This is a genomic window from Aequorivita capsosiphonis DSM 23843, from assembly GCF_000429125.1.
Classification (GTDB): Bacteria; Bacteroidota; Bacteroidia; order Flavobacteriales; family Flavobacteriaceae; genus Aequorivita; species Aequorivita capsosiphonis.
The window spans coordinates 172,779-192,315 of the sequence record NZ_AUBG01000010.1 but is presented as its reverse complement, the minus strand read 5'-3'; the positions used below and the strand labels follow the sequence as shown (position 1 = coordinate 192,315).

Sequence of the window (19,537 nt, the reverse complement as noted above, 5' to 3'; positions counted from 1 at the left end):
TGAAAATGTGAATTTTAAGTTAAATTATTATATATTTATAGTATCATTTAAGAATAAAACTATGCTAAACTACATGTATCGAGATGAAAAGTATCACTTTAATATTATGGATAGTTCTATTCGGTGGTTTTCCGACCCTCGCTCAAGTTGCTGTTGTATCTGGAAAAGTATTTGATAAAATCTCTAGCGAACCAATTCCGGATGTTATTGTAAGCATTCAAAATAGTATCTTCACTTCTAATACAGATGCCCAAGGGGCATTTTCCTTTTTTCAGAAGGATCTGCCAAAGGGGGAACAGGTTTTGAAAATTTCAAAAACAGGCTACCTTCCTTTAAAAATTCCTATCACTATTCAAAATGATGCTCCAATTGATTTAAGAGCTATTCTCTTGGTAGTCGACCTAAAAGAAATTAATGAACAAATTGGTGTAATCAGTCTTTCCGACGATCAATTAGATGAAGATGAGGGAACTTCCTATAATGTTTCGAGTTTGCTTCAAGCGTCTAAAGATGTTTTTTTGAATGCTGCGGCCTATGATTTTAGCACTACTTTTTTTAGACCAAGAGGTTATAATTCCGAAGATGGGAAAGTGCTTATCAACGGTCTCGAAATGAATAAACTATACAATGGTAGGCCACAATGGAGCAATTGGGGTGGTCTCAATGAATCTCAGCGCAATCAGATGTTTTCTATGGGTATTTCTGCGAATGAGTACACTTTCGGGCATCTCGCTGGAACTACCAACATTATTATGCGGGCATCTCAGTATCGCAAAGGAGGACGTATTTCTTATGCCTCCAGCAACCGTAGTTACCGCGGCCGCACGGTAGGTTTTTATAATAGCGGGCTGCTTTCAAGTGGATGGGCATATTCTGCTTTGATTGGAAGGCGTTTTGCTAAAGAAGGATATAATGAAGGTACTTTGTATGATGCAAATTCAATTTTTGCTTCCGTTGAAAAAAGATTCGGTGAAAGCCATAGTTTAAATTTTACGGCTTTCTATACGCCAAACCGCAGAGGGAAATCTTCGCCTAATACGCAAGAGGTGTATGATCTAAAAGACACAAGATATAATTCCTATTGGGGAAAACAGGAAGGTGAAATTCGAAATTCACGAATTAAGGAAGTGGAAGAACCGGTTATTATGCTTAACCATTTTTGGAGTATTTCAAATAACACAGAACTTAATACCAATATAGGCTATCAATTTGGAAAAACTGGAAATAGCCGATTAGGTTATGATAATGCGCCCAATCCAGATCCAAGCTATTACAAAAAACTACCCAGCTATTTTTTGACTGAGAAGAATGGACCAAATTATGAAGGAGCTTACCAAGCATATTCCACCTTCGTAAACGACGGCCAAATAAACTGGCAAGATATTTATGAAACCAATATTTTTTACGGTGGAACTTCCCGTTATTATTTATATGAAGACCGGAATGATGATAAACAGATTTCTGTAAACACTATTTTAAGATCTCAGTTAACCGAAAATATTGCACTGAATGCTTCTTTAAACTATAGAAGTCTGAATTCGGCCAATTTCGCAAATATGATTGATCTTTTGGGAGGAGATGGTTATTTGGATATCGATACGTTTAACACTGGAGATTCGGCAGAAAATGATTTAAACAATCCCAACCGCGTAATAGGAAAAGACGATAAATTTAAATACAATTTTGAAATTGATGCAACCGACTTCAATGGCTTTGTACAGGGACAGTTTTCATATTCCACAATAGATTTCTATTTGGCGGGAAAAGTGGGAAAAACTTCTTACCAACGCAATGGCTTGTATAGAAACGGGTCTTATCCCAATGAAAATGATTCCTTTGGGAAAAGCGAAAAACTTGACTTTACCACCTATGGAGCCAAGGCCGGTGCGACTTACAGATTAACTGGAAAGCATATCTTAGACATTAATACGGCTTATTTTACTGCGGCACCTACTGTGAGAAATGCCTTTTCAAATTCAAGACAGAACAACGCCACGGTAATTGGTTTAGCCGAAGAAAAGTTTATTAATGTTGATGGAAGTTATTTATTCCGTTCGTCAATAGTGAAAGCAAGAGTGACTGGTTATTATACTTTGATGCAGAATGCTTCTGAAATTTCTTTTTATTATGCCGATGGAATTTCGGTTCCTGGACGTTCTGCGTCAACTGCTTTTGTTCAAGAAGTGCTTACCGATATAGACAAGAAGAATGTAGGTTTAGAAGTGGGAATTGAAGCCCAGGTTACTCCCACCATTAAACTAAAGGGAGCTGCTGCCTATGGTCAAAATACATACGACAACAACCCAAACCTCTATTTAACTTCAGATGATTTGGACGAACCACAGTTCTATGGAAAATCAGCGCTTGAAAATTACAAAGTATCGGGTGGGCCTGAACAGGCCTATCAAATTGGTTTTGAATACCGCGATCCCGGTTTCTGGTGGGTTGGAGCAACAGCAAACTATTTTTCGAATGCTTATGTTAGTATCTCTCCCTTAACGCGCACCAAAAATTTTTATCTCGATACAGATGGAATGCCTTTCAATGATTATGATCCAGCAATTGCAAGGGCATTATTGAAGCAAGAAAAGTTTGATGATTATATATTACTGAATGTAGTAGGAGGCAAATCTTGGAGAATCAAAGACTATTATCTAGGGTTTTTTGCCACCATTAATAATATTCTGGACAAAAAATACAAAACGGGTGGCTTTGAACAAGGAAGAAATTCGAACTACAGAACACTTTCCGAAGATTCCGCCAATGATACCCGCGTTTTTGGCTCAAAATATTGGTATGGTTACGGAACTACTTATTATATAAATTTCTACGTTCGATTTTGATTGAGATAAAGCATTAAATGATATAGCTATGAAAAATTTGAAAATTTTAAAAACGCTAAGCCTCTTATTCTTCTTTGGAATGATGACGGTATCATGCGTACACGACGATGATTATAATGTGCCGGAGATAAATGTTGACGAGCCAATTGTTGATGTAAACACCAATATCATAGCGGTAAAAAGTATTTACCGCGGTTTTGAACCTAAGATAATTGAAGCTGGTGATGGCTCAAATAGAGCGTTGTATTTGCAAGGCTATGTGGTTTCCAGCGATGAAACCGGGAATTTCTACAAATCTTTGGTTATTCAAGATGCTCCCCAAAATCCAACAGCGGGCGTAGCTATTTCTACGGAAGCAACTAACCTGTACACAAAATATGAACCGGGCCGTAAAATTTATTTCCGAGTAGATGGATTATATATTGGGGAATACGCTGGATTGCCTAGCATCGGAATTCAAGATGGTGACGAAGTGGGGCGTATTAACGTTGAAGATTTTGATTCTAGAATTCTTCGCTCTATGGATACTATTCAAATTCTTCCGCAAATTGTTACAATTTCCGAAGTAAACGATAATGATACGAACAGTGAATTTTTAAACACGCTGATTAAATTTGAAAATATCCAGTTTCCTGACGGTCTTGCGGGAGTTGCACATTATGGAAATCCGAGTAATACCTTTAGCGTTAATAGGCAATTGGAAAATTGTGATGAAGAAACCATCATGTTACGAACAAGTGGTTTCTCAGATTTTAAGGGCTTGTTGCTTCCAGAAGGTAAAGGCACGTTGACCGCTGTTTTAAGTCGCTTTAATAATGATGTACAATTATTTATACGAGATATTGATGATGTTGTGATGAATGATGAACGTTGTAATCAAGGAGGAACTGGAGCTATTTTGGAATTACCATTTTTACAAGATTTTGAAGGGCAGAATTCCGGAACCGATATACCAGTGGATATTGAGGGATGGACAAACGTAAACGTAAACGGCAGGTCTACAGTGTTTGAAGTGATGGAATTCAATTCAAATAACTATGCACAAACAACGGCCAAGAGTTCAGGGGAGAATCCTTGCGAAGTTTGGTTGGTTACTCCTGGCTTAAATTTGCCAAGTGGTTCTTCTCCAAAACTCACTTTTGACACCAATGATGGTTTTTATAACGGAATGGCGCTAACCGTAAAGGTTTCTACAGACTTCACAGGAGATGTTACAACGGCCGAATGGACTGACTTGAGCGCTATTATTTCCTCAGGAAATACTGCCGGCTATGGAGCCGAATTTACTCCTTCTGGTGATGTTGATCTTTCGGATTATGCCGGAAATGTGGTGTATGTTGCCTATCGATACCTAGGTGCTTCAAGTGGCATTAAAACTACTTATCAAATTGATAATATTTCTGTGACTGAATAAACTTTAAATGATGACTTTTCTTCGCAAAGAAACCGTTTTATTATGAGGTAGTTTTTTTTACTTTTATAAAAATCAGCAAACATGAATTCTGAAAGATTAATATTTAGCCATTATACCGCTGCAGATTTTGATGATTATTATCAATTGGTAAGCAACGCCGATGTTATGGAAATGGTAACGGGGCGACCCGATCCTGAGGATGAAGCAAGAAAGCGTTTAGAAAAAATGTTAAAAATAAATAGGGAAAATCCTGGAATCGGTCATTTTAAAGTATCACTCCTTTCTGATGGTAGTTTTGTAGCGCATTCAAAGCTTGAAATGACTAAAGAAAACGAGGCAGAGATTGGTTATCTACTTATGCCAGAATTTTGGAGAAAAGGTTACGGTACTGAAATCGCCCAAACATTAATAAACCTTGGAAAACATGTTGATGAGATTCATAATTTGATCGCCATTATTGACCCAGAAAATACTGCGTCTAAAAGAATTTTGGTAAACCAAGGTTTTCAATGGGATTATAACGGAGAATACATTGGGTTACCCGCTGCTTATTATAAAATGAAATTATAATAAAAAAAAACCCTCGCAACATTCGATTACTCGAACCTGCGAAGGCTTTTCTGGTTAGTTACTTAGTTACTCTTTTTAAAAAAAAATTATTTATTCATCACAGTAAATTCTGAACGTCTATTTTCTTGGTGCTGTGCTTCAGTACAATTTGCGCCACAATCAACCGCGGGGTTGTTTTCGCCAAAACCTTTTCCGCTGATTCTGTCTTTCGCAATACCTTTTGAAATTACGTATTGTACGGTGCTTTTTGCACGTCTATCTGAAAGACCCAAATTATAGGAGTCTGAGCCACGGTTATCTGTGAAGCTCTCCACTTTAATAATCATTTCAGGGTTTTTCTTCATCAATTCCACTAGTTTATCTAGTTCAAAAGCCGCTTGTGGTTTGATGTTATGTTTATCAAAGTCAAAGAGAATTGGATTTAATTTTACAGTATTACCATCAACAATTTCACCGATTGGACGAAGTGCTATACGAACATTTAACTCGTCGTCCTCTGAAGAAGAAACAGTCTCGGAATTACTTTCGTAACCTTCCATAAACGCTTGCACCACATGATTTTGGCTGCAATCCACGGTTAACACAGTTGTTCCATCGGTTTCTGTAGTCTGGCTTTTTAGTTTATTTTCAAACTCGTCATAAAGTTCTATTCGTGAGCCGGAGATTGGCATATCAGTATTGGCATCTACCACTAGAACATTTAGATTACAAAGATCTGATTTCCCAATTTTGTAAATATCGTCGCTACCTTTACCGCCAGCTCTGTCCGAAGAAACATAACCTTGTTTCGTCTCTGGATTATAAGTGAAAGCAAAATCGTCGGCACTACTATTAGCTCCGATTCCTAGGTTTTTTGGTTTCCCAAAACCGTCATCTGTTGCTTTGGCTGCAAAAACATCCAATCCACCCATTCCTAAATGTCCATTACTACTGAAATAGAGTGTACCATCTGAATCTACATAAGGAAAACCTTCGTCTCCTTCTGTATTTACTGGTTCACCTAGATTTTCTGGTACTCCAAAACTACCGTCCTCATTGACACTCACTTTATAAATGTCTGAGTTGCCTATTCCTCCTGGACGATTACTTGTATAATACAAGGTCTTACCATCTGGACTAAGTGCTGGGTGACTGTTTGAATATTCATTATCGTTAAACGACACGGATTTTATGTCTTTCCATGCACCGTTTACGTTTTCAGCGTAATATATGTTTAACTGGTTTATACCTGCAGAATTCTTTTTGTATTTACCTCCGTAGTAATCATTTCTATCAAAATACATACGTTTCCCGTCTGGGGTAATAGCCACTGTACTTTCATGATATTTTGTATTAACATCACCTTTTAGGAGTTTTGCATTTTTTACAGAACCATCGGCATTAATGGTAGCTGTATAAATCTCCAAATAAGGTTCTTCATTCCAGCCATAAACTTTACCAGTTTCGTTTCTGGCCGAACTAAAATAAAGTTCATTTTGAAAAGCTGTCCCTCCAAAATCTGAAAATTTCGAGTTCAATTCAGTAAGATTGGTTACAAAATACCTTTGTGCTGTGGAATCCATGATTTTAGGTAGGTAATTCGGGTTTTCCATAAAAGCCATAGCTCGAGAATCGCTCGGTATCATGCTAGCAAATATTTTCATCCACTTATTGTACATTTCAAATTTACCATTCGCCTTTAAAGATTGTGCGTAATTATAAACTGTTTCAGAGGTAATTCCTTCATCATTTATTGCCTTCTCGTAAAATCTTTCGGCATTTTTTGTATCGTTGATAAAATAGTAGCTATTTGCTAAACGTACATAAACATAGGTGTTTTTCTCGCCTTCATTTAGGAGCTTTTCATAAGCGGCGGTAGCATCGGTATATTGCAAGCGATCATAATATTGATCAGCCTTTTTGGTGTTACGATTCTGAGCGGTAATCATAGATGTGCTTACGGCTATCAGTAAAAGTATTGTATATATCTTGTTCATATTATATGAATTTTTTTTTTGTTGTTAAAAGAATCTTGGCGAACGTAATACACGTGGCTTAAAGTAAAGATCAAACGCGAAAAACACTTCGTGAGAACTCCGTGATATTGCTGATAAACCGCCGGATACATGATCATAAGCGTAGCCAATTTTTATATTCTCCGTAAGTTGAAAACCAATTAATCCACTAAAAGTTTGTTCTATTCTGTAAGAAACTCCAAGTTCAAAAGTGTCGTAAAATAGTGAGTTTAGGTTTAAGTCATAAGAAACTGGGGCACCAGTAGCACCTTTAACCATTATGGACGGTTTCAGCCTAAAGTTTTTATTAACATCGAAAATGAACCCTCCTGTTGCAAAGTAGTGATTGACTTCTGAGCCATACTTAATACCGTTTTCATCCAAATGGACGGATTTCAACATATTAGGAACTGAAACTCCAATATAGAACGAATCGCCATAGAGAAAAGCTCCAGCACCTACGTTGGGGTAGGTGTTGTTTATGTTTTCAGACAGGAATGGATCGTTTGGATCCTGTAGTTCTAAAGTGGAGAGCCCTACTTTGTGAAAAGTTGCTCCTGCTTTTAGACCCAAAGCAAGTTTCACCCTGTTATTCACAGGAATGGTGTATGAGAAGTCTGCATACACATTGGTTTCTTGAACTGGGCCAAGTTCATCTTTTATGGCTGATACACCAAGGCCTACTCTTTCACTTATTGGCGAATGTGCCGAGAAAGCGAAGGTAACAGGATGGCCGTCAAAACCTGACCATTGATCTCTATAAAGTGCAGTAAAGGAAAGACTTTCCTTAGAACCCGCATAAGCAGGATTCACCACATTCATGTTGTACATGTATTGGGTATATTGAGGATCTTGTTGCGCCTGTGCGTCCTGAAACAACAACACTGCCATCAATACTATTATGCTATATATATGTTTTTTCATCTGTATAAAATATTTTATAAAATGGAAGATGGAATGCCCAAATAATTCATCTTTGATTATAGGGTTAAGTGAAATTGGGCATTTCATATTTATCTATTTGGTAGTTAAAAATAATTAATGTGTTTAGTTGGCTTTCCGGTTCAGATAAATCCAACCGGTAGTTCGTGATCCGTAAACAGCATCAACATTTTTAAGGTCAATTACATAAAAATAGGTACCCGTTGGGAGCTCATTGCCTTTATCAGACTGGCCATTCCACTGGTTGCTATAATCACGTTGGTCAAAAACCAATGTTCCATATCTGTTATAGATTTTAAGTTTTACAATCCCAGATCTGTCGTTTAGCCAGCTAAGCTCCAACGAATCATTAAAGCCATCATTGTTTGGTGAAATTCCTTGAGTAATTACGCAGTTTGTAAGATCGTATAAACTGACCTCTACAGAATCTGATCCGGTACAGCCACCAGCTGAAATCTCCACCAAGTAGATTTGAGATCCCATGGTTCCTGGTTCTAACATAATATCGATTGTACTGTTTGTTTCTCCAGTCAATATATCTCCATTAAGATACCATTGGTAGGTTGCGCCATTTTCACGTGTAGATGCTTTTAAAGTGTGCTCTTCTTTTGGACAGGTTTGGAAATCACCTCCCTCAATAGTAACTTCAAGGTCGTCTTTAAATGTAACATCTATACTATCTGTTGCGCTACAGCTTCCAATAGAAGCCGTTACAGTGTAAGTTCCTATTTCATATATTATTAATGTAGAACTATTTTCTTCTTCAATGGTTTCACCATCTAATTTCCAAGTATAATTTGCGTCGCTAGGGTTGAAGCCCGTTGCTTGGGCGGTAAGGGTTTCAGATCCTTCAAAGCAAGATTCAAGATCTTCTCCTAAAGAAACCTGAAGGTCTTGTTCGGAAATCGTTACTTCATCTGTAGCCGAACAACCTGCCACATCAACAGTTACGGTGTAAACACCATAGTCACTTGCATTGAGCGTTGGGTTTGTTTCGTCTGCCAGTACAGTGCCATCTAGACTCCACTCATAAGTAGCGTCAGTAGGGTTGTAATTGGATGGGGTAGCATCTAGAATAACTGGCTCAGAAAAGCAAGTTTCCATGTTATCACCTAAATCAAACAACGGACGTTCGTTAAAATTGATATCCACTGAACCAATAAGGGTGCAAGTACCAATAGAAACATCTACGGTATAAGTTCCAGAATCGGTTACAGTAATACTTTGTGTGGTTTCCCCTGTGCTCCATAGGAAGGTAGCATCTGCGGGATTTCCGTCTATTACTTCTGCAGTAATTTCATAACTTGGTGTGTCACACAATTCCTGATCTCCACCAAGATTAAGTGTAAAAGATCCTGTTCTGGTTACCGTTACATCATCAGATTCAGTAACCACATCTCCATTACAGTTGGTGTAAACTGCTTGTGCTGTATATACAGTTGAAGCTTCCGTTGGGCAAACATTAAGGGTTGGCTCTGTGCCAATTACTTCTCCGTTTGAATCTAACCAGGTGAATTCAACGTTTGATTCGCCATCGGGCGTAAAACGCCACGCTTCGTTGGAAGCACTCCAATTACCAGTATTTCTTCCTGGAGGAGTATATCCTTGGCTACCGCCTTCATTTTGGATTCCCAAAACAGCGTTGCCATCGTTCCAAGTACAACCGTTAGATCTATCCTCTACGTATACCTCTACTACATTGGTAGTTTCATAAATAACTACTTGTGACGTTAGTTCAAGGTTGTTGCAAGAAGAACTATAAAATGGGATTCCTGGAAAATTAACTACCATGGTTCGGCAAGGTGCCTCTCCAAAAACGGTCCAATTAATTTGTCCGGAGCCAGATACCGATGGATCAACATCCATATACGGTCCAAAGATCGCTGCTGAAAATAAGTTCGGGTTAGGAATTGATTCGTCAAAACTCCAACCACAATAGCCGCCGGGAGAGTTTGCATTCAAATCAAATGAGATTGCTGCGTTAGAGCCAATTACCATTTCCGTATAAGTTTCCCCGAAAAAGCAAAAGTCAAAGGGTAATTGAATTGCGTTAGACCATACATCATCTGTGTCCACAGAAACAGGAGTTCCGCCCGTAAATGGGAATGGAGGTTCATAAGGAATGGAAGAAACTGCATAACTCGATGTTTCTCCAGTATTGAGATAACTTGCGGTAAGGTCGGTACATGGTTCGTCGCAGTCCAACGCTACATCGTCGCCGGCAAAAACGTTAGGACATCCAGGTCCTTGCGCAAATGCAGAAAAAGATATTAGTAAGAAACTAAAAAGCGCTAAGGCGTGCTGTCTAAAGTTGGCTTTAAAAAAATAATGACAACTTTGTAAATAGAGAAGTAATTTTTTATTCATAAAGTTTTTTTTGGAAGTGAAAATCTGTTATTGTGTGTTAACCTAAATTTAACACGAAAATAGATAAAAATTCTGATAAAAGAAGGACGTCAAGGCTTATTTATCTTTTTAACGTAAAAGTTGCAAGAATCCAAAGTCTGCCTCACAAACTTGTTCCTTGTTGATAATCAAATTCTTAATCTTGGATTCTGAGCTTTTTGATCCTTTATACTTTATTTCAACAAGATGACTTTTCACATAAACCTTAAAATCGATCCTAATTTCTAAGCGTATTTCAATGTTTTTAGATGCTAAGTTAAAAAAAATTTATTATTTATGAATAAAATGATGTTAATTGCTTCTAAAGTAAAAAAACTCTTGCTTAGTGTTTTCGTACATTTGTGATCCATGTTAATTTTATATGGAGGTTGCAATACCCCTATTGCTATTTAAAGTAAAAACCACATCGCTAGCGCTAACATAATTATATGATTGAAAGAACGGATATTTCTTATGAAAAAACAGTGTTAATCGGCCTGATTACACAGTATCAAGACGAGGAAAAATCAACGGAGTACCTTGATGAACTCGAATTTTTGGCCTTCACCGCTGGAGGTGAGGTCTCGAAACGCTTCACCCAAAAGATGGAAGTGCCAAATCCAAAAACCTTTATTGGAACTGGAAAGTTGGACGAGGTTAAAAATTATGTCGAGGAAAACGACATAAGCGTTGCTATTTTTGATGACGAACTTTCTCCCGCACAACAAAAAAATATTGAAAAAATTCTTCAGTGTAAAATAATAGATAGAACCAATTTGATTCTTGATATTTTCGCTCAACGCGCCCAAACCAGTTATGCGCGTACGCAAGTTGAACTGGCTCAATATGAATATTTATTGCCAAGACTAGCAGGAATGTGGACGCACTTGGAGCGTCAGCGCGGTGGTATTGGAATGCGCGGCCCTGGTGAAACCGAGATTGAAACTGATAGACGAATTGTTCGTGACCGTATTACTCTATTGAAACAGAAATTAAAGAAAATAGACCGTCAGATGGATGTGCAAAGAGGCAATCGCGGATCATTGGTTCGCGTGGCTCTTGTGGGATATACAAACGTTGGTAAATCTACTTTGATGAATGTAATCAGCAAAAGCGAGGTATTTGCTGAAAATAAACTTTTTGCAACATTGGATACAACGGTTCGAAAAGTTGTTATTGGAAACCTTCCTTTTCTGTTGACCGATACCGTTGGTTTTATTAGAAAATTACCCACGCAATTAGTGGAATCTTTTAAAAGTACGCTGGATGAAGTACGGGAGGCAGATTTATTGCTTCACGTGGTTGATATTAGTCATCCATCATTTGAACATCATATTGCTTCTGTTAATAAAACCTTAGACGAGATAGGTAGTGCAGATAAGCCAACAGTGATGGTTTTTAATAAAATTGATGCGTATAATCCCGAGGAAATAGAGGAGGACGACTTAATAACTGAAAAAACAACGGCCCACCATACTTTAGATGAATGGAAACAAACCTGGATGGCCAAAGTAAATGGTGAAGCCATTTTTATTTCTGCATTGAACAAAGAGAACTTTAATGAATTTCGAAAAATGCTATATGAAAAGGTAAAGGAAATACACACTACCCGTTTTCCGTATAACAATTTTCTATATAATGAATATAGCGAAGAGGAATAAAAGCAATTTGTTCAATATAATTCGATATTACAACTGAAGTATTGCAGGAGCATTCCGAAAGAAATTTGACTTTATATTTTTAAATTAAAAGTAAACTTAAAGGATAAGTTTTCTTCAAAACTCGGTAAGTTATAATAGCCATATCGATAAGCCGCACTGAGTCCAAATCCAAAAAGGATCTTGTTTAATTCTAGGCCACTTTCGTTGTAAAGATGTTCCAGGGTATTAAAAGGAATTCCGAAGTGGCGGTTGGTATTGCTCATATCTCCCCAAGCATGACGCGTAATAAACACGAGCTCTGGCTTCCATTTTTCAGTTAGTTTAAACCTTCGCAAACTGTGCTTTATCTGAAGCATCATTAACCTATCTGAAAAAAATTCTCCAAAGTGCATGGTTTCAAAACTTTGGACACCTGCAACTGAAAATCGCTGGGTTAGTTTTTCCTTGTTAGGTTGGTTTGGATAGGCGTGAAATAAATGCGTTAAAGGTACGTCGCCTAATGCCAGAGACCCATCCAATAAAATATTAGTAGAGGAAAGATCGGTACGTTTTATGTAATAGTCAAATTTTAATGCAAATTTGGTATAGTTAAAATCGCTGCCGGCAATCCCTTTAAATCCTTGTGTTATTTGTGCGCTAATCTTTGGGAAACCGTCAAAATATTCTTTGGTGCCGTCTTCATTCGTAAAAAAGTTTGTTTTTGGACTTATTCTGAAGGAAAGCGTCGCTTCTGCTAATTTATAGTTCCTATAAGGAATGCCGTCATTTATAAAATAATAATTCTCCACGTTTTCCACCTTACTGTGCTCAATTCGAAATTCTGCAAGTATTTTCGGAGTAAGTTCGCTGGCTATATTGGCGTACCATTTTTTATATTTATAAAACTGGATAATGTTTATCAATCTAGGTTCAAAAATAGAATAAACGCGCGCGTCAGTAAGATAATCGTAGGTTCCTATTTCCTTGATATCATCTGCATAGTAAAGACTTATCCATGCTTTTTTTTCCTTGTTTACGCGTGCACTTGCGCCAAGACTGTATTTTAGGGCGCGATCCTTAAATCCATAGGCTATATAGCCTCCCAATTTATATTTCTCAAAAAGTTTATCGTTGGTAAGACCTCCAATACCTAATCTAAATCCTTCATACTGGTTTAATTTAATGATGGTTTTTAAATCAACATCAAAAAAACCTATGGGATAATACCCTGTAGAAAGTGGATGTTCCTTTTTCTCTTCAATAGTAGAAATGGTGTCCTTTTTAGTCTGTACCGCCGGTTCTTGGGCATAAGTAGAAAATCCAAGAAGAAGCAAAAAAAGGAAGAAAGGTTTTTGCATATATTTGATTTGCGGATAGTTGTTGCTCCTAAAAATACAATAAAGCGGCAAATGTGCCGCTTTATTGTATTTAGTTTAACGGAAAGAGTCTTAAACTGTCATTATTTCCTTTTCTTTTTTCGCAAAGATTTCATCAATTTTCTTGATGTGCTGGTCTGTCATTTCTTGAATGTCTCCTTCCAGCCCTTTTTGAAGGTCTTCAGAAATATCTAAATCTTTAAGATCGTTATTCGCATTTTTACGATCGTTACGAACTCCAATTTTTGCCTCTTCAGATGCAGACTTGGCCTGTTTAGCGAGATCTTTTCTTCGTTCTTCGGTCAAAGGGGGAACGTTGATGATTACGCTTTCACCATTGTTCATGGGGTTAAAGCCTAGATTTGCAAGATGAATGCCGCGCTCAATTTCTGGGATCAGGCCCTTTTCCCAAGGTTGGATGGAAATGGTCATTCCATCTGGAGTGTTTACGTTGGCAACTTGCCCCAGCGGCGTTGGACTTCCGTAATAATCTACCATCACGCCACCAACCATAGATGGTGAAGCTTTTCCGGCGCGGATATTAACCAATTGTTTTTCAAGATGTTTTAAGGCATTAGCCATGGCTTCTTTTGTGCCTTCAATGATAAAATCTATTTCGTCTTCCATATCTCGACTTCGCTCGATAACCGGGCGAATAAATTAATACTAGTTATTGTTTAAAATTGAATAATTTCAAAACTAAGAATTTATTATTCAAAATTCAATTTTATTTATCCTTACGTTCCCCCTTTAGGGGGCTGGTGGGTTACAAATTTACTTTCGTTCCAATCTTTTCTCCAGAAATTACTTTTAATAGGTTTCCTTTGGTGTTCATATCAAAAACAATAATTGGCAACTCGTTTTCTTGACTTAGAGTAAAGGCTGTCGTGTCCATGACTTTTAAACCTTTTTGCAATACATCTTCAAAAGTGATGAAATCGAATTTTGTTGCAAGTTTATCTTTTTCTGGATCGCTAGTGTATATTCCGTCCACGCGGGTTCCTTTCAGAATAACGTCGGCACTGATTTCAATAGCGCGTAAAACGGCTGCGGAATCGGTTGTAAAATAAGGATTTCCTGTGCCACCTCCAAAAATTACTACACGTCCTTTTTCTAAATGGCGTATCGCTTTTCTTCGGATAAACGGCTCTGCAACTTCATTGATGTTAATAGCGCTTTGCAAGCGGGTAGGCACGTCTTCATTTTCTAAGGCGCTCTGTAGGGCTAGGCCATTGATTACAGTTGCGAGCATTCCCATGTGATCTCCCTGAACTCGGTCCATGCCGCTACTAGCTCCAGACAAACCTCTAAAAATATTTCCGCCGCCAATAACAATGGCTACTTCTACTCCTTTTTCGGTAATCTGTTTAATTTCTTGAGCGTATTCCTTAAGGCGAACAGGATCAATTCCATATTGTTGATTGCCCATCAAGGCTTCACCAGAAAGTTTTAAAAGAATTCTTTTGTATTGCATAATTTGGATTTGCTGGGGCAAAAATAAAGAAAAATATTGATGCGGTGTAAGTAATTAATGAAAGTAGTTTTTGGAAGTGAAATTTATCAAAAGTTAGTAAGATTTTTTTCTTGATGACATTCCTCCTTCTATTTCGATGTTACAATACTAAGTAACTAATAATCCTTAATATTTTGCATTATGAAAACACATTTATTTTATATATTACTGGGCGTCACGGCTTTTGCAACCGCCCAAAACAATGACTTTAAAAAACCACCATCTCCAGTTTCCTTTCATCCCATTTCTTTGGAAGTAACAGCATGTATTCCCGATACCCAAAGACAAGAGGTGATGCGAGAAATTACTGCGCATAGAAACCTGATTCTTGAAAAAAATCCAACCTTTTTTCAGCAACGCGCTACAGCGCATCCTTTATTTATTCTACCTTTTCGGCCGAAAGCTGGGTATGATGATTATGGCTATTATTCATTGTTCAATCAAGTAGATCAAGATCCTACTTCCAATGGACATTTATTGGATTACAATTGTGGCGAAAGAACCTATGATTACGTTGGTGGAAATCATCGAGGAACAGATTATGTGGTTTGGCCCTACCCTTGGAAAAAAATGGAGGAGGATGTGATGGAGATTGTGGCTGCCGCTCCAGGTATTATTCTACAAAAAAAGGACGGAAACTTTGACAAAAACTGTGATAACAATGGTAACCAAAATTGGAATGGAATTATCATGGAACACGCCGATGGCTCGCGAACTTGGTATTGGCATTTCAAAAGTGGAAGCATAACCTCAAAAGGCGTGGGAGATACCGTTGAAGCTGGAGAATATTTGGGCAGGGCTGGAAGTTCTGGCAGCAGCGATATTCCGCATGTGCATTTTGAAGTACACGATTCGGATGGCCATCTTATTGACCCTTATGCAGGACCGTGTAATAGTTTAAATTCTGAAAGCTGGTGGGCGGAGCAACCAGATTATTTTGTTCCTGAAATCTTGACCCTCTCCACGCACAACTCAGACGCTTTTGACGACGCTTGTGGAATTGTTGAAAACACCTATCGCGAACTCAATTTCCACCCCGGTGAAACCGTAAGATTTCGCATTTTTTATCGCGATTTACAGACGAATGCCAGAACACATATTAACGTAAAGAAACCGGACGGAAGCATTCTTTATGATTACGATTTTGATTCTACTTGGCCAGATTATACAGCAGCTTGGGGACAGTGGAATTTCCCAATTGATGGCAATTCGATGGATGGAGTTTACACCATTACGGTACAATTTGATGCGAAGACATATCAAACTATTTTTGGGGTTAATACAAATCTTGGAATTGAAGATTTAAAGCAAACTGAAATAGCGTTATATCCGAACCCTTCAGCGAATAACATATTTGTAGAAGCGAATGGACAGATTCAAAATATTGAAGTTTTTGATCTTATGGGAAGAAAGGTTTTAGAAGTTTCGCCCTTAGCCGAAAAAACGGAACTAAGTCTGAGTCATCTAACTACAGGAATGTACCTGGCGGTCATTTCTTCCGAAGGGAAAAAACTGGTTAAGAAGATTGTGAAGAAATAGGCTGTGAAAAAACTACCTGAATATCCACAAATTGAAAGACCTCACAGGTCTCTGAGACCTGTGAGGTCTGGTAATAAATTATAATTTTTTTGTTTTATTATTAAATACAGATATACAATAAACTATAACACAAAAAAAAGAGGCTGAAAGCAATCAGCCTCTTTTCGAATTATAAATATTTGTTTAAAGCTTATGCTAAAGAAACTCTCTTAAAGCCAACTACTTCAACATCGCCATACGATTTTACGTAATCTGCAACGCTTTTCTTGTCGTCTTTAATGAAATTTTGGTCAAGCAAGGCTTTTTCGTGATCAAGCGTAGTGTTGTCGCTAATAAAACGCTCCAATTTTCCAGGAAGAATTTTATCCCAGATTTGTTCTGGTTTACCTTCAGCTTTCAATTCAGCTTTTGCATCTTCTTCGGCTTTTGCCAATACTTCAGGAGTTAATTGTGCTCTTGAAATGTATGATGGTACATTTTTCTTAGTTTTACCCAAGCGTCCCAATTCGATATTATCTTTTTCGATAACAGCGATTCTTGCTTCCGTTTCAGAAGCTACGAATTCTGCATCAAAATCTTTATAAGAAAGGGTAGTAGCGCCCATAGATGCAACTTGCATAGAAACGTCTTTTGCCAATTCTTCTGCGTTATCAACTGCTTTTGAAAGACCAGTTAAAGCAGCAATCTTGTTAACGTGAACATAAGCACCTACAAATGGAGCCTCTAGAATTTCAAAACCACCGATTTCAATTTTCTCACCGATAACACCGGTTTGTTCAGTTAATTTTTCTGCAATGGTCATTCCATCAAAATCTGCAGCTAAAAACTCATCTTTTGAAGATGTATTCAAAGCGACTGCTGCCATTTTGTTTGCCATTTCAACGTAAGAATCGTTTTTGGCAACAAAGTCAGTTTCACAGTTTAAAGAAATGATAACACCTTTTGTGTTGGTGTCGTTTATTTTTGCAGTAGCAACACCTTCACTAGAGTCGCGATCAGCTCTTTTTTCAGCGATTTTCTGTCCTTTTTTTCTAAGGATAGCAATTGCGTCTTCCATATTTCCTTCTGCCTCAACTAATGCCTTTTTACAGTCCATCATTCCGGCTCCGGTGGCTTGTCTTAGTTTATTAACTTCTGCGGCTGTTATGTTTGCCATTTTTTTAAATTTTTAAGTTTAATATTAAAAAAAGTCGTTTAATCAATTTTCGAGATAGAAAAGAACCAAACGACTTTTAGATTTTAAAATATCGAGATTATTCTTCTTCCTTAAGAACTTCTTTCTTAGACTTCTGACGAACAGGTTCCTTAGCTTCTTTCATTGCTTCTACATCTTCCTTGTCAGTTGAGGGAACTTCAGCCTTTTCTTTCTTAGCAGGTTTAGCTGCTTTATCTTTTTTGGCTGCTTTTTCCATTTTTTCTTCATCCTCGTCGTCTTTTCCACCAGATTTTCTTTCGGAAAGACCTTCGATTACAGCTTCAGAAACAAAACTCATGATAGCATCAATAGATTTTGAAGCATCATCGTTTGAAGGGATTACGTAGTCAATTACACGTGGGTCACTGTTGGTGTCCACCATGGCAAAGATTGGAATGTTAAGTTTTAAAGCTTCTGCAACTGCAATGTGCTCACGAGTTGTATCAACAACAAATAAAGCTGCAGGAAGACGGCTCATATCAGAAATAGAACCTAAGTTTTTTTCCAATTTAGTACGAAGACGATCTACTGCCAAACGTTCCTTTTTAGAAAGCGTCATAAAAGTACCATCTTGCTTCATTCTATCAATAGTAGCCATTTTCTTAACGGCTTTACGGATAGTAACAAAGTTGGTAAGCATACCACCAGGCCATCTTTCAGTAATGTAGGGCATGTTAGCAGCTTTTGCCTTTTCAGCAACGATGTCTTTTGCTTGTTTTTTTGTAGCTACAAAAAGGATTTTGCGTCCACTACCTGCAATTTTTTTAAGAGCCTCTCCAGCTTCTTCAATTTTTGCAGCGGTTTTGTAAAGATTGATAATGTGGATCCCATTACGCTCCATATAGATATACGGTGCCATGTTCGGGTTCCATTTGCGGGTTAGGTGTCCAAAGTGTACACCAGCTTCTAGTAAGTCTTTTACTACTATTTTTCTTGCCATTTTTGTTTTAGTTTACGTTCTGTGAAAGGATAGCAACCTAAGCAGAGCTTTGGTTTAGATGCTAAACTAACACCCGAATGTTTCGGGTTAACAGCTTTTTAATTAATAATGATTATGAACTTTTCAACTTTAATTGGGTATCCCAAATGAGATACCCAATTGAGTTGAGTATTATATTTATCAACAAACGCTGTAGCAAATTGCCAAGCGAAGTTGAAGTATTAACGTTTTGAGAATTGGAATTTTTTACGGGCTTTTTTCTGTCCGAACTTCTTACGTTCCACCATTCTTGGGTCTCTTGTTAGTAAACCTTCTGGTTTCAAGATGCCACGGTTTTCGTCATTAAGCGTACACATAGCTCTGGAGATTGCAAGACGAATGGCTTCTGCCTGTCCTGTAATACCACCGCCAAATACATTTACTGTAATGTCGAAAGTTGTTTCGTTATCTGTAAGTGCTAAAGGTTGTTTTACTTTGTACTGAAGAGTTCCAGTAGGAAAGTAGTTTTCAAACTCACGCTTGTTGACAGTAATGTTTCCTTTACCTTCTTTAAGGTACACACGTGCAACAGCGGTTTTTCTTCTGCCTATTTTGTGAATTGTCTCCATTACTTGTTGTCGTTAAAGTTAATAGCTCTAGGTTTTTGTGCTTCTTGACCGTGGTTTGCATCTGCATACACTTTCAAGTTTCTGAACATTTCTGCGCCCAATTTATTTTTTGGAAGCATACCTTTTACAGCTTTTTCAACAAGCCTTGCAGGGTCTTTTTTGTACAATTCTGTAGCGTTAAGGCTACGTTGTCCACCAGGATATCCTGTGTGGCGAATGTAGGTTTTATCCTGCCATTTGTTTCCGGAAAGGTTTATATTCCCGGTGTTGATAACAATCACGTTATCACCGCAATCTACGTGCGGGGTGAAACTTGGTTTGTGCTTACCGCGAAGTAATTTAGCAACTTCGCTTGCAAGACGACCCAATGTTTGCCCGTCCGCATCTACCAGTAACCATTCTTTTACAACGGTTGCCTTGTTGGCAGATACTGTTTTGTAACTTAATGTATCCATTTAGTCTTTGTCAATTGTTAATATTTCATTGTTTTCTCACCCTTTAACAAAACGGATTTTGTCTAAGAGGGGTGCAAATGTAATGTTATTTATTTGAATAACAAGGTGGGTAGGTGAAAAAAG

At 37.7% G+C, this 19,537-nt stretch carries 15 protein-coding genes; 5 read left to right on the top strand and 10 right to left on the bottom strand.

The genetic code is table 11. The annotated features are described in order from the left end of the window. Positions 1-83: 83 nt before the first annotated feature. From G440_RS0108640 to G440_RS0108630, 3 genes are all read left to right on the top strand, one after another. Positions 84-2,843 carry a carboxypeptidase-like regulatory domain-containing protein gene (locus G440_RS0108640; RefSeq protein WP_026450941.1) on the top strand — a complete coding sequence of 920 codons (2,760 nt, stop codon included), beginning with the start codon at positions 84-86 and terminating at the stop codon, positions 2,841-2,843. Between the two features lie 28 nt (positions 2,844-2,871). Next, entirely contained in the window at positions 2,872-4,257 is a 1,386-nt protein-coding gene (locus tag G440_RS0108635; RefSeq protein ID WP_026450940.1) for a DUF5689 domain-containing protein, read from the top strand. An 81-nt stretch (positions 4,258-4,338) separates the two neighbouring features. Beyond that, a complete protein-coding gene (locus G440_RS0108630; RefSeq protein WP_034259250.1) occupies positions 4,339-4,827 on the top strand; it encodes a GNAT family N-acetyltransferase in 489 nt (162 codons plus the stop codon). 86 nt (positions 4,828-4,913) lie between these two features. Here G440_RS0108630 and G440_RS0108625 read toward each other — a convergent pair whose 3' ends face one another. The 3 genes from G440_RS0108625 to G440_RS0108615 form a co-directional block, all read right to left on the bottom strand. Further along, on the bottom strand, positions 4,914-6,803 hold the full coding sequence (locus G440_RS0108625) for an OmpA family protein (RefSeq protein WP_026450938.1): 1,890 nt from the start codon (positions 6,801-6,803) through the stop codon (positions 4,914-4,916). Positions 6,804-6,827: 24 nt separating this feature from the next. Beyond that, a complete protein-coding gene (locus tag G440_RS0108620) occupies positions 6,828-7,745 on the bottom strand; it encodes a PorP/SprF family type IX secretion system membrane protein (RefSeq protein ID WP_026450937.1) in 918 nt (305 codons plus the stop codon). 123 nt (positions 7,746-7,868) lie between these two features. Further along, positions 7,869-10,130, bottom strand: coding sequence for a T9SS type B sorting domain-containing protein (locus G440_RS0108615; protein WP_026450936.1), 2,262 nt, complete (start codon positions 10,128-10,130; stop codon positions 7,869-7,871). A 467-nt stretch (positions 10,131-10,597) separates the two neighbouring features. Between G440_RS0108615 and hflX the strand changes: the two genes are divergently transcribed. Further along, entirely contained in the window at positions 10,598-11,809 is a 1,212-nt protein-coding gene (gene hflX / locus G440_RS0108610; protein ID WP_026450935.1) for a GTPase HflX, read from the top strand. A gap of 71 nt (positions 11,810-11,880) precedes the next feature. On the opposite strand, the gene G440_RS0108605 is transcribed toward hflX, so the two are convergent. The 3 genes from G440_RS0108605 to pyrH all read right to left on the bottom strand — a co-directional run bounded on the left by G440_RS0108605 (position 11,881) and on the right by pyrH (position 14,638). Continuing rightward, positions 11,881-13,146 carry a DUF5686 family protein gene (locus G440_RS0108605; protein ID WP_026450934.1) on the bottom strand — a complete coding sequence of 422 codons (1,266 nt, stop codon included), beginning with the start codon at positions 13,144-13,146 and terminating at the stop codon, positions 11,881-11,883. Between the two features lie 90 nt (positions 13,147-13,236). Then, positions 13,237-13,791: a ribosome recycling factor gene (frr, locus tag G440_RS0108600; protein ID WP_026450933.1), complete on the bottom strand. Its 555-nt coding sequence runs from the start codon at positions 13,789-13,791 to the stop codon at positions 13,237-13,239. Between the two features lie 139 nt (positions 13,792-13,930). Then, the gene (gene pyrH / locus G440_RS0108595; protein WP_026450932.1) at positions 13,931-14,638 is read right to left on the bottom strand and encodes a UMP kinase; all 708 of its coding nucleotides are present in this window, start codon (positions 14,636-14,638) and stop codon (positions 13,931-13,933) included. A gap of 180 nt (positions 14,639-14,818) precedes the next feature. Between pyrH and G440_RS0108590 the strand changes: the two genes are divergently transcribed. Beyond that, on the top strand, positions 14,819-16,216 hold the full coding sequence (locus G440_RS0108590; RefSeq protein WP_026450931.1) for a T9SS type A sorting domain-containing protein: 1,398 nt from the start codon (positions 14,819-14,821) through the stop codon (positions 16,214-16,216). A gap of 190 nt (positions 16,217-16,406) precedes the next feature. Here G440_RS0108590 and tsf read toward each other — a convergent pair whose 3' ends face one another. The 4 genes from tsf to rplM form a co-directional block, all read right to left on the bottom strand. Then, entirely contained in the window at positions 16,407-17,372 is a 966-nt protein-coding gene (gene tsf / locus G440_RS0108585; RefSeq protein WP_026450930.1) for a translation elongation factor Ts, read from the bottom strand. A 97-nt stretch (positions 17,373-17,469) separates the two neighbouring features. Further along, positions 17,470-18,351: a 30S ribosomal protein S2 gene (gene rpsB, locus G440_RS0108580; protein ID WP_026450929.1), complete on the bottom strand. Its 882-nt coding sequence runs from the start codon at positions 18,349-18,351 to the stop codon at positions 17,470-17,472. Between the two features lie 221 nt (positions 18,352-18,572). After that, positions 18,573-18,959 carry a 30S ribosomal protein S9 gene (gene rpsI, locus G440_RS0108575; protein WP_026450928.1) on the bottom strand — a complete coding sequence of 129 codons (387 nt, stop codon included), beginning with the start codon at positions 18,957-18,959 and terminating at the stop codon, positions 18,573-18,575. Then, positions 18,959-19,414, bottom strand: a complete 456-nt coding sequence (gene rplM / locus G440_RS0108570) for a 50S ribosomal protein L13 (protein WP_026450927.1) — start codon at positions 19,412-19,414, stop codon at positions 18,959-18,961. Before rplM ends, rpsI begins: the two co-directional genes overlap by 1 nt. Positions 19,415-19,537 lie beyond the last annotated feature (123 nt).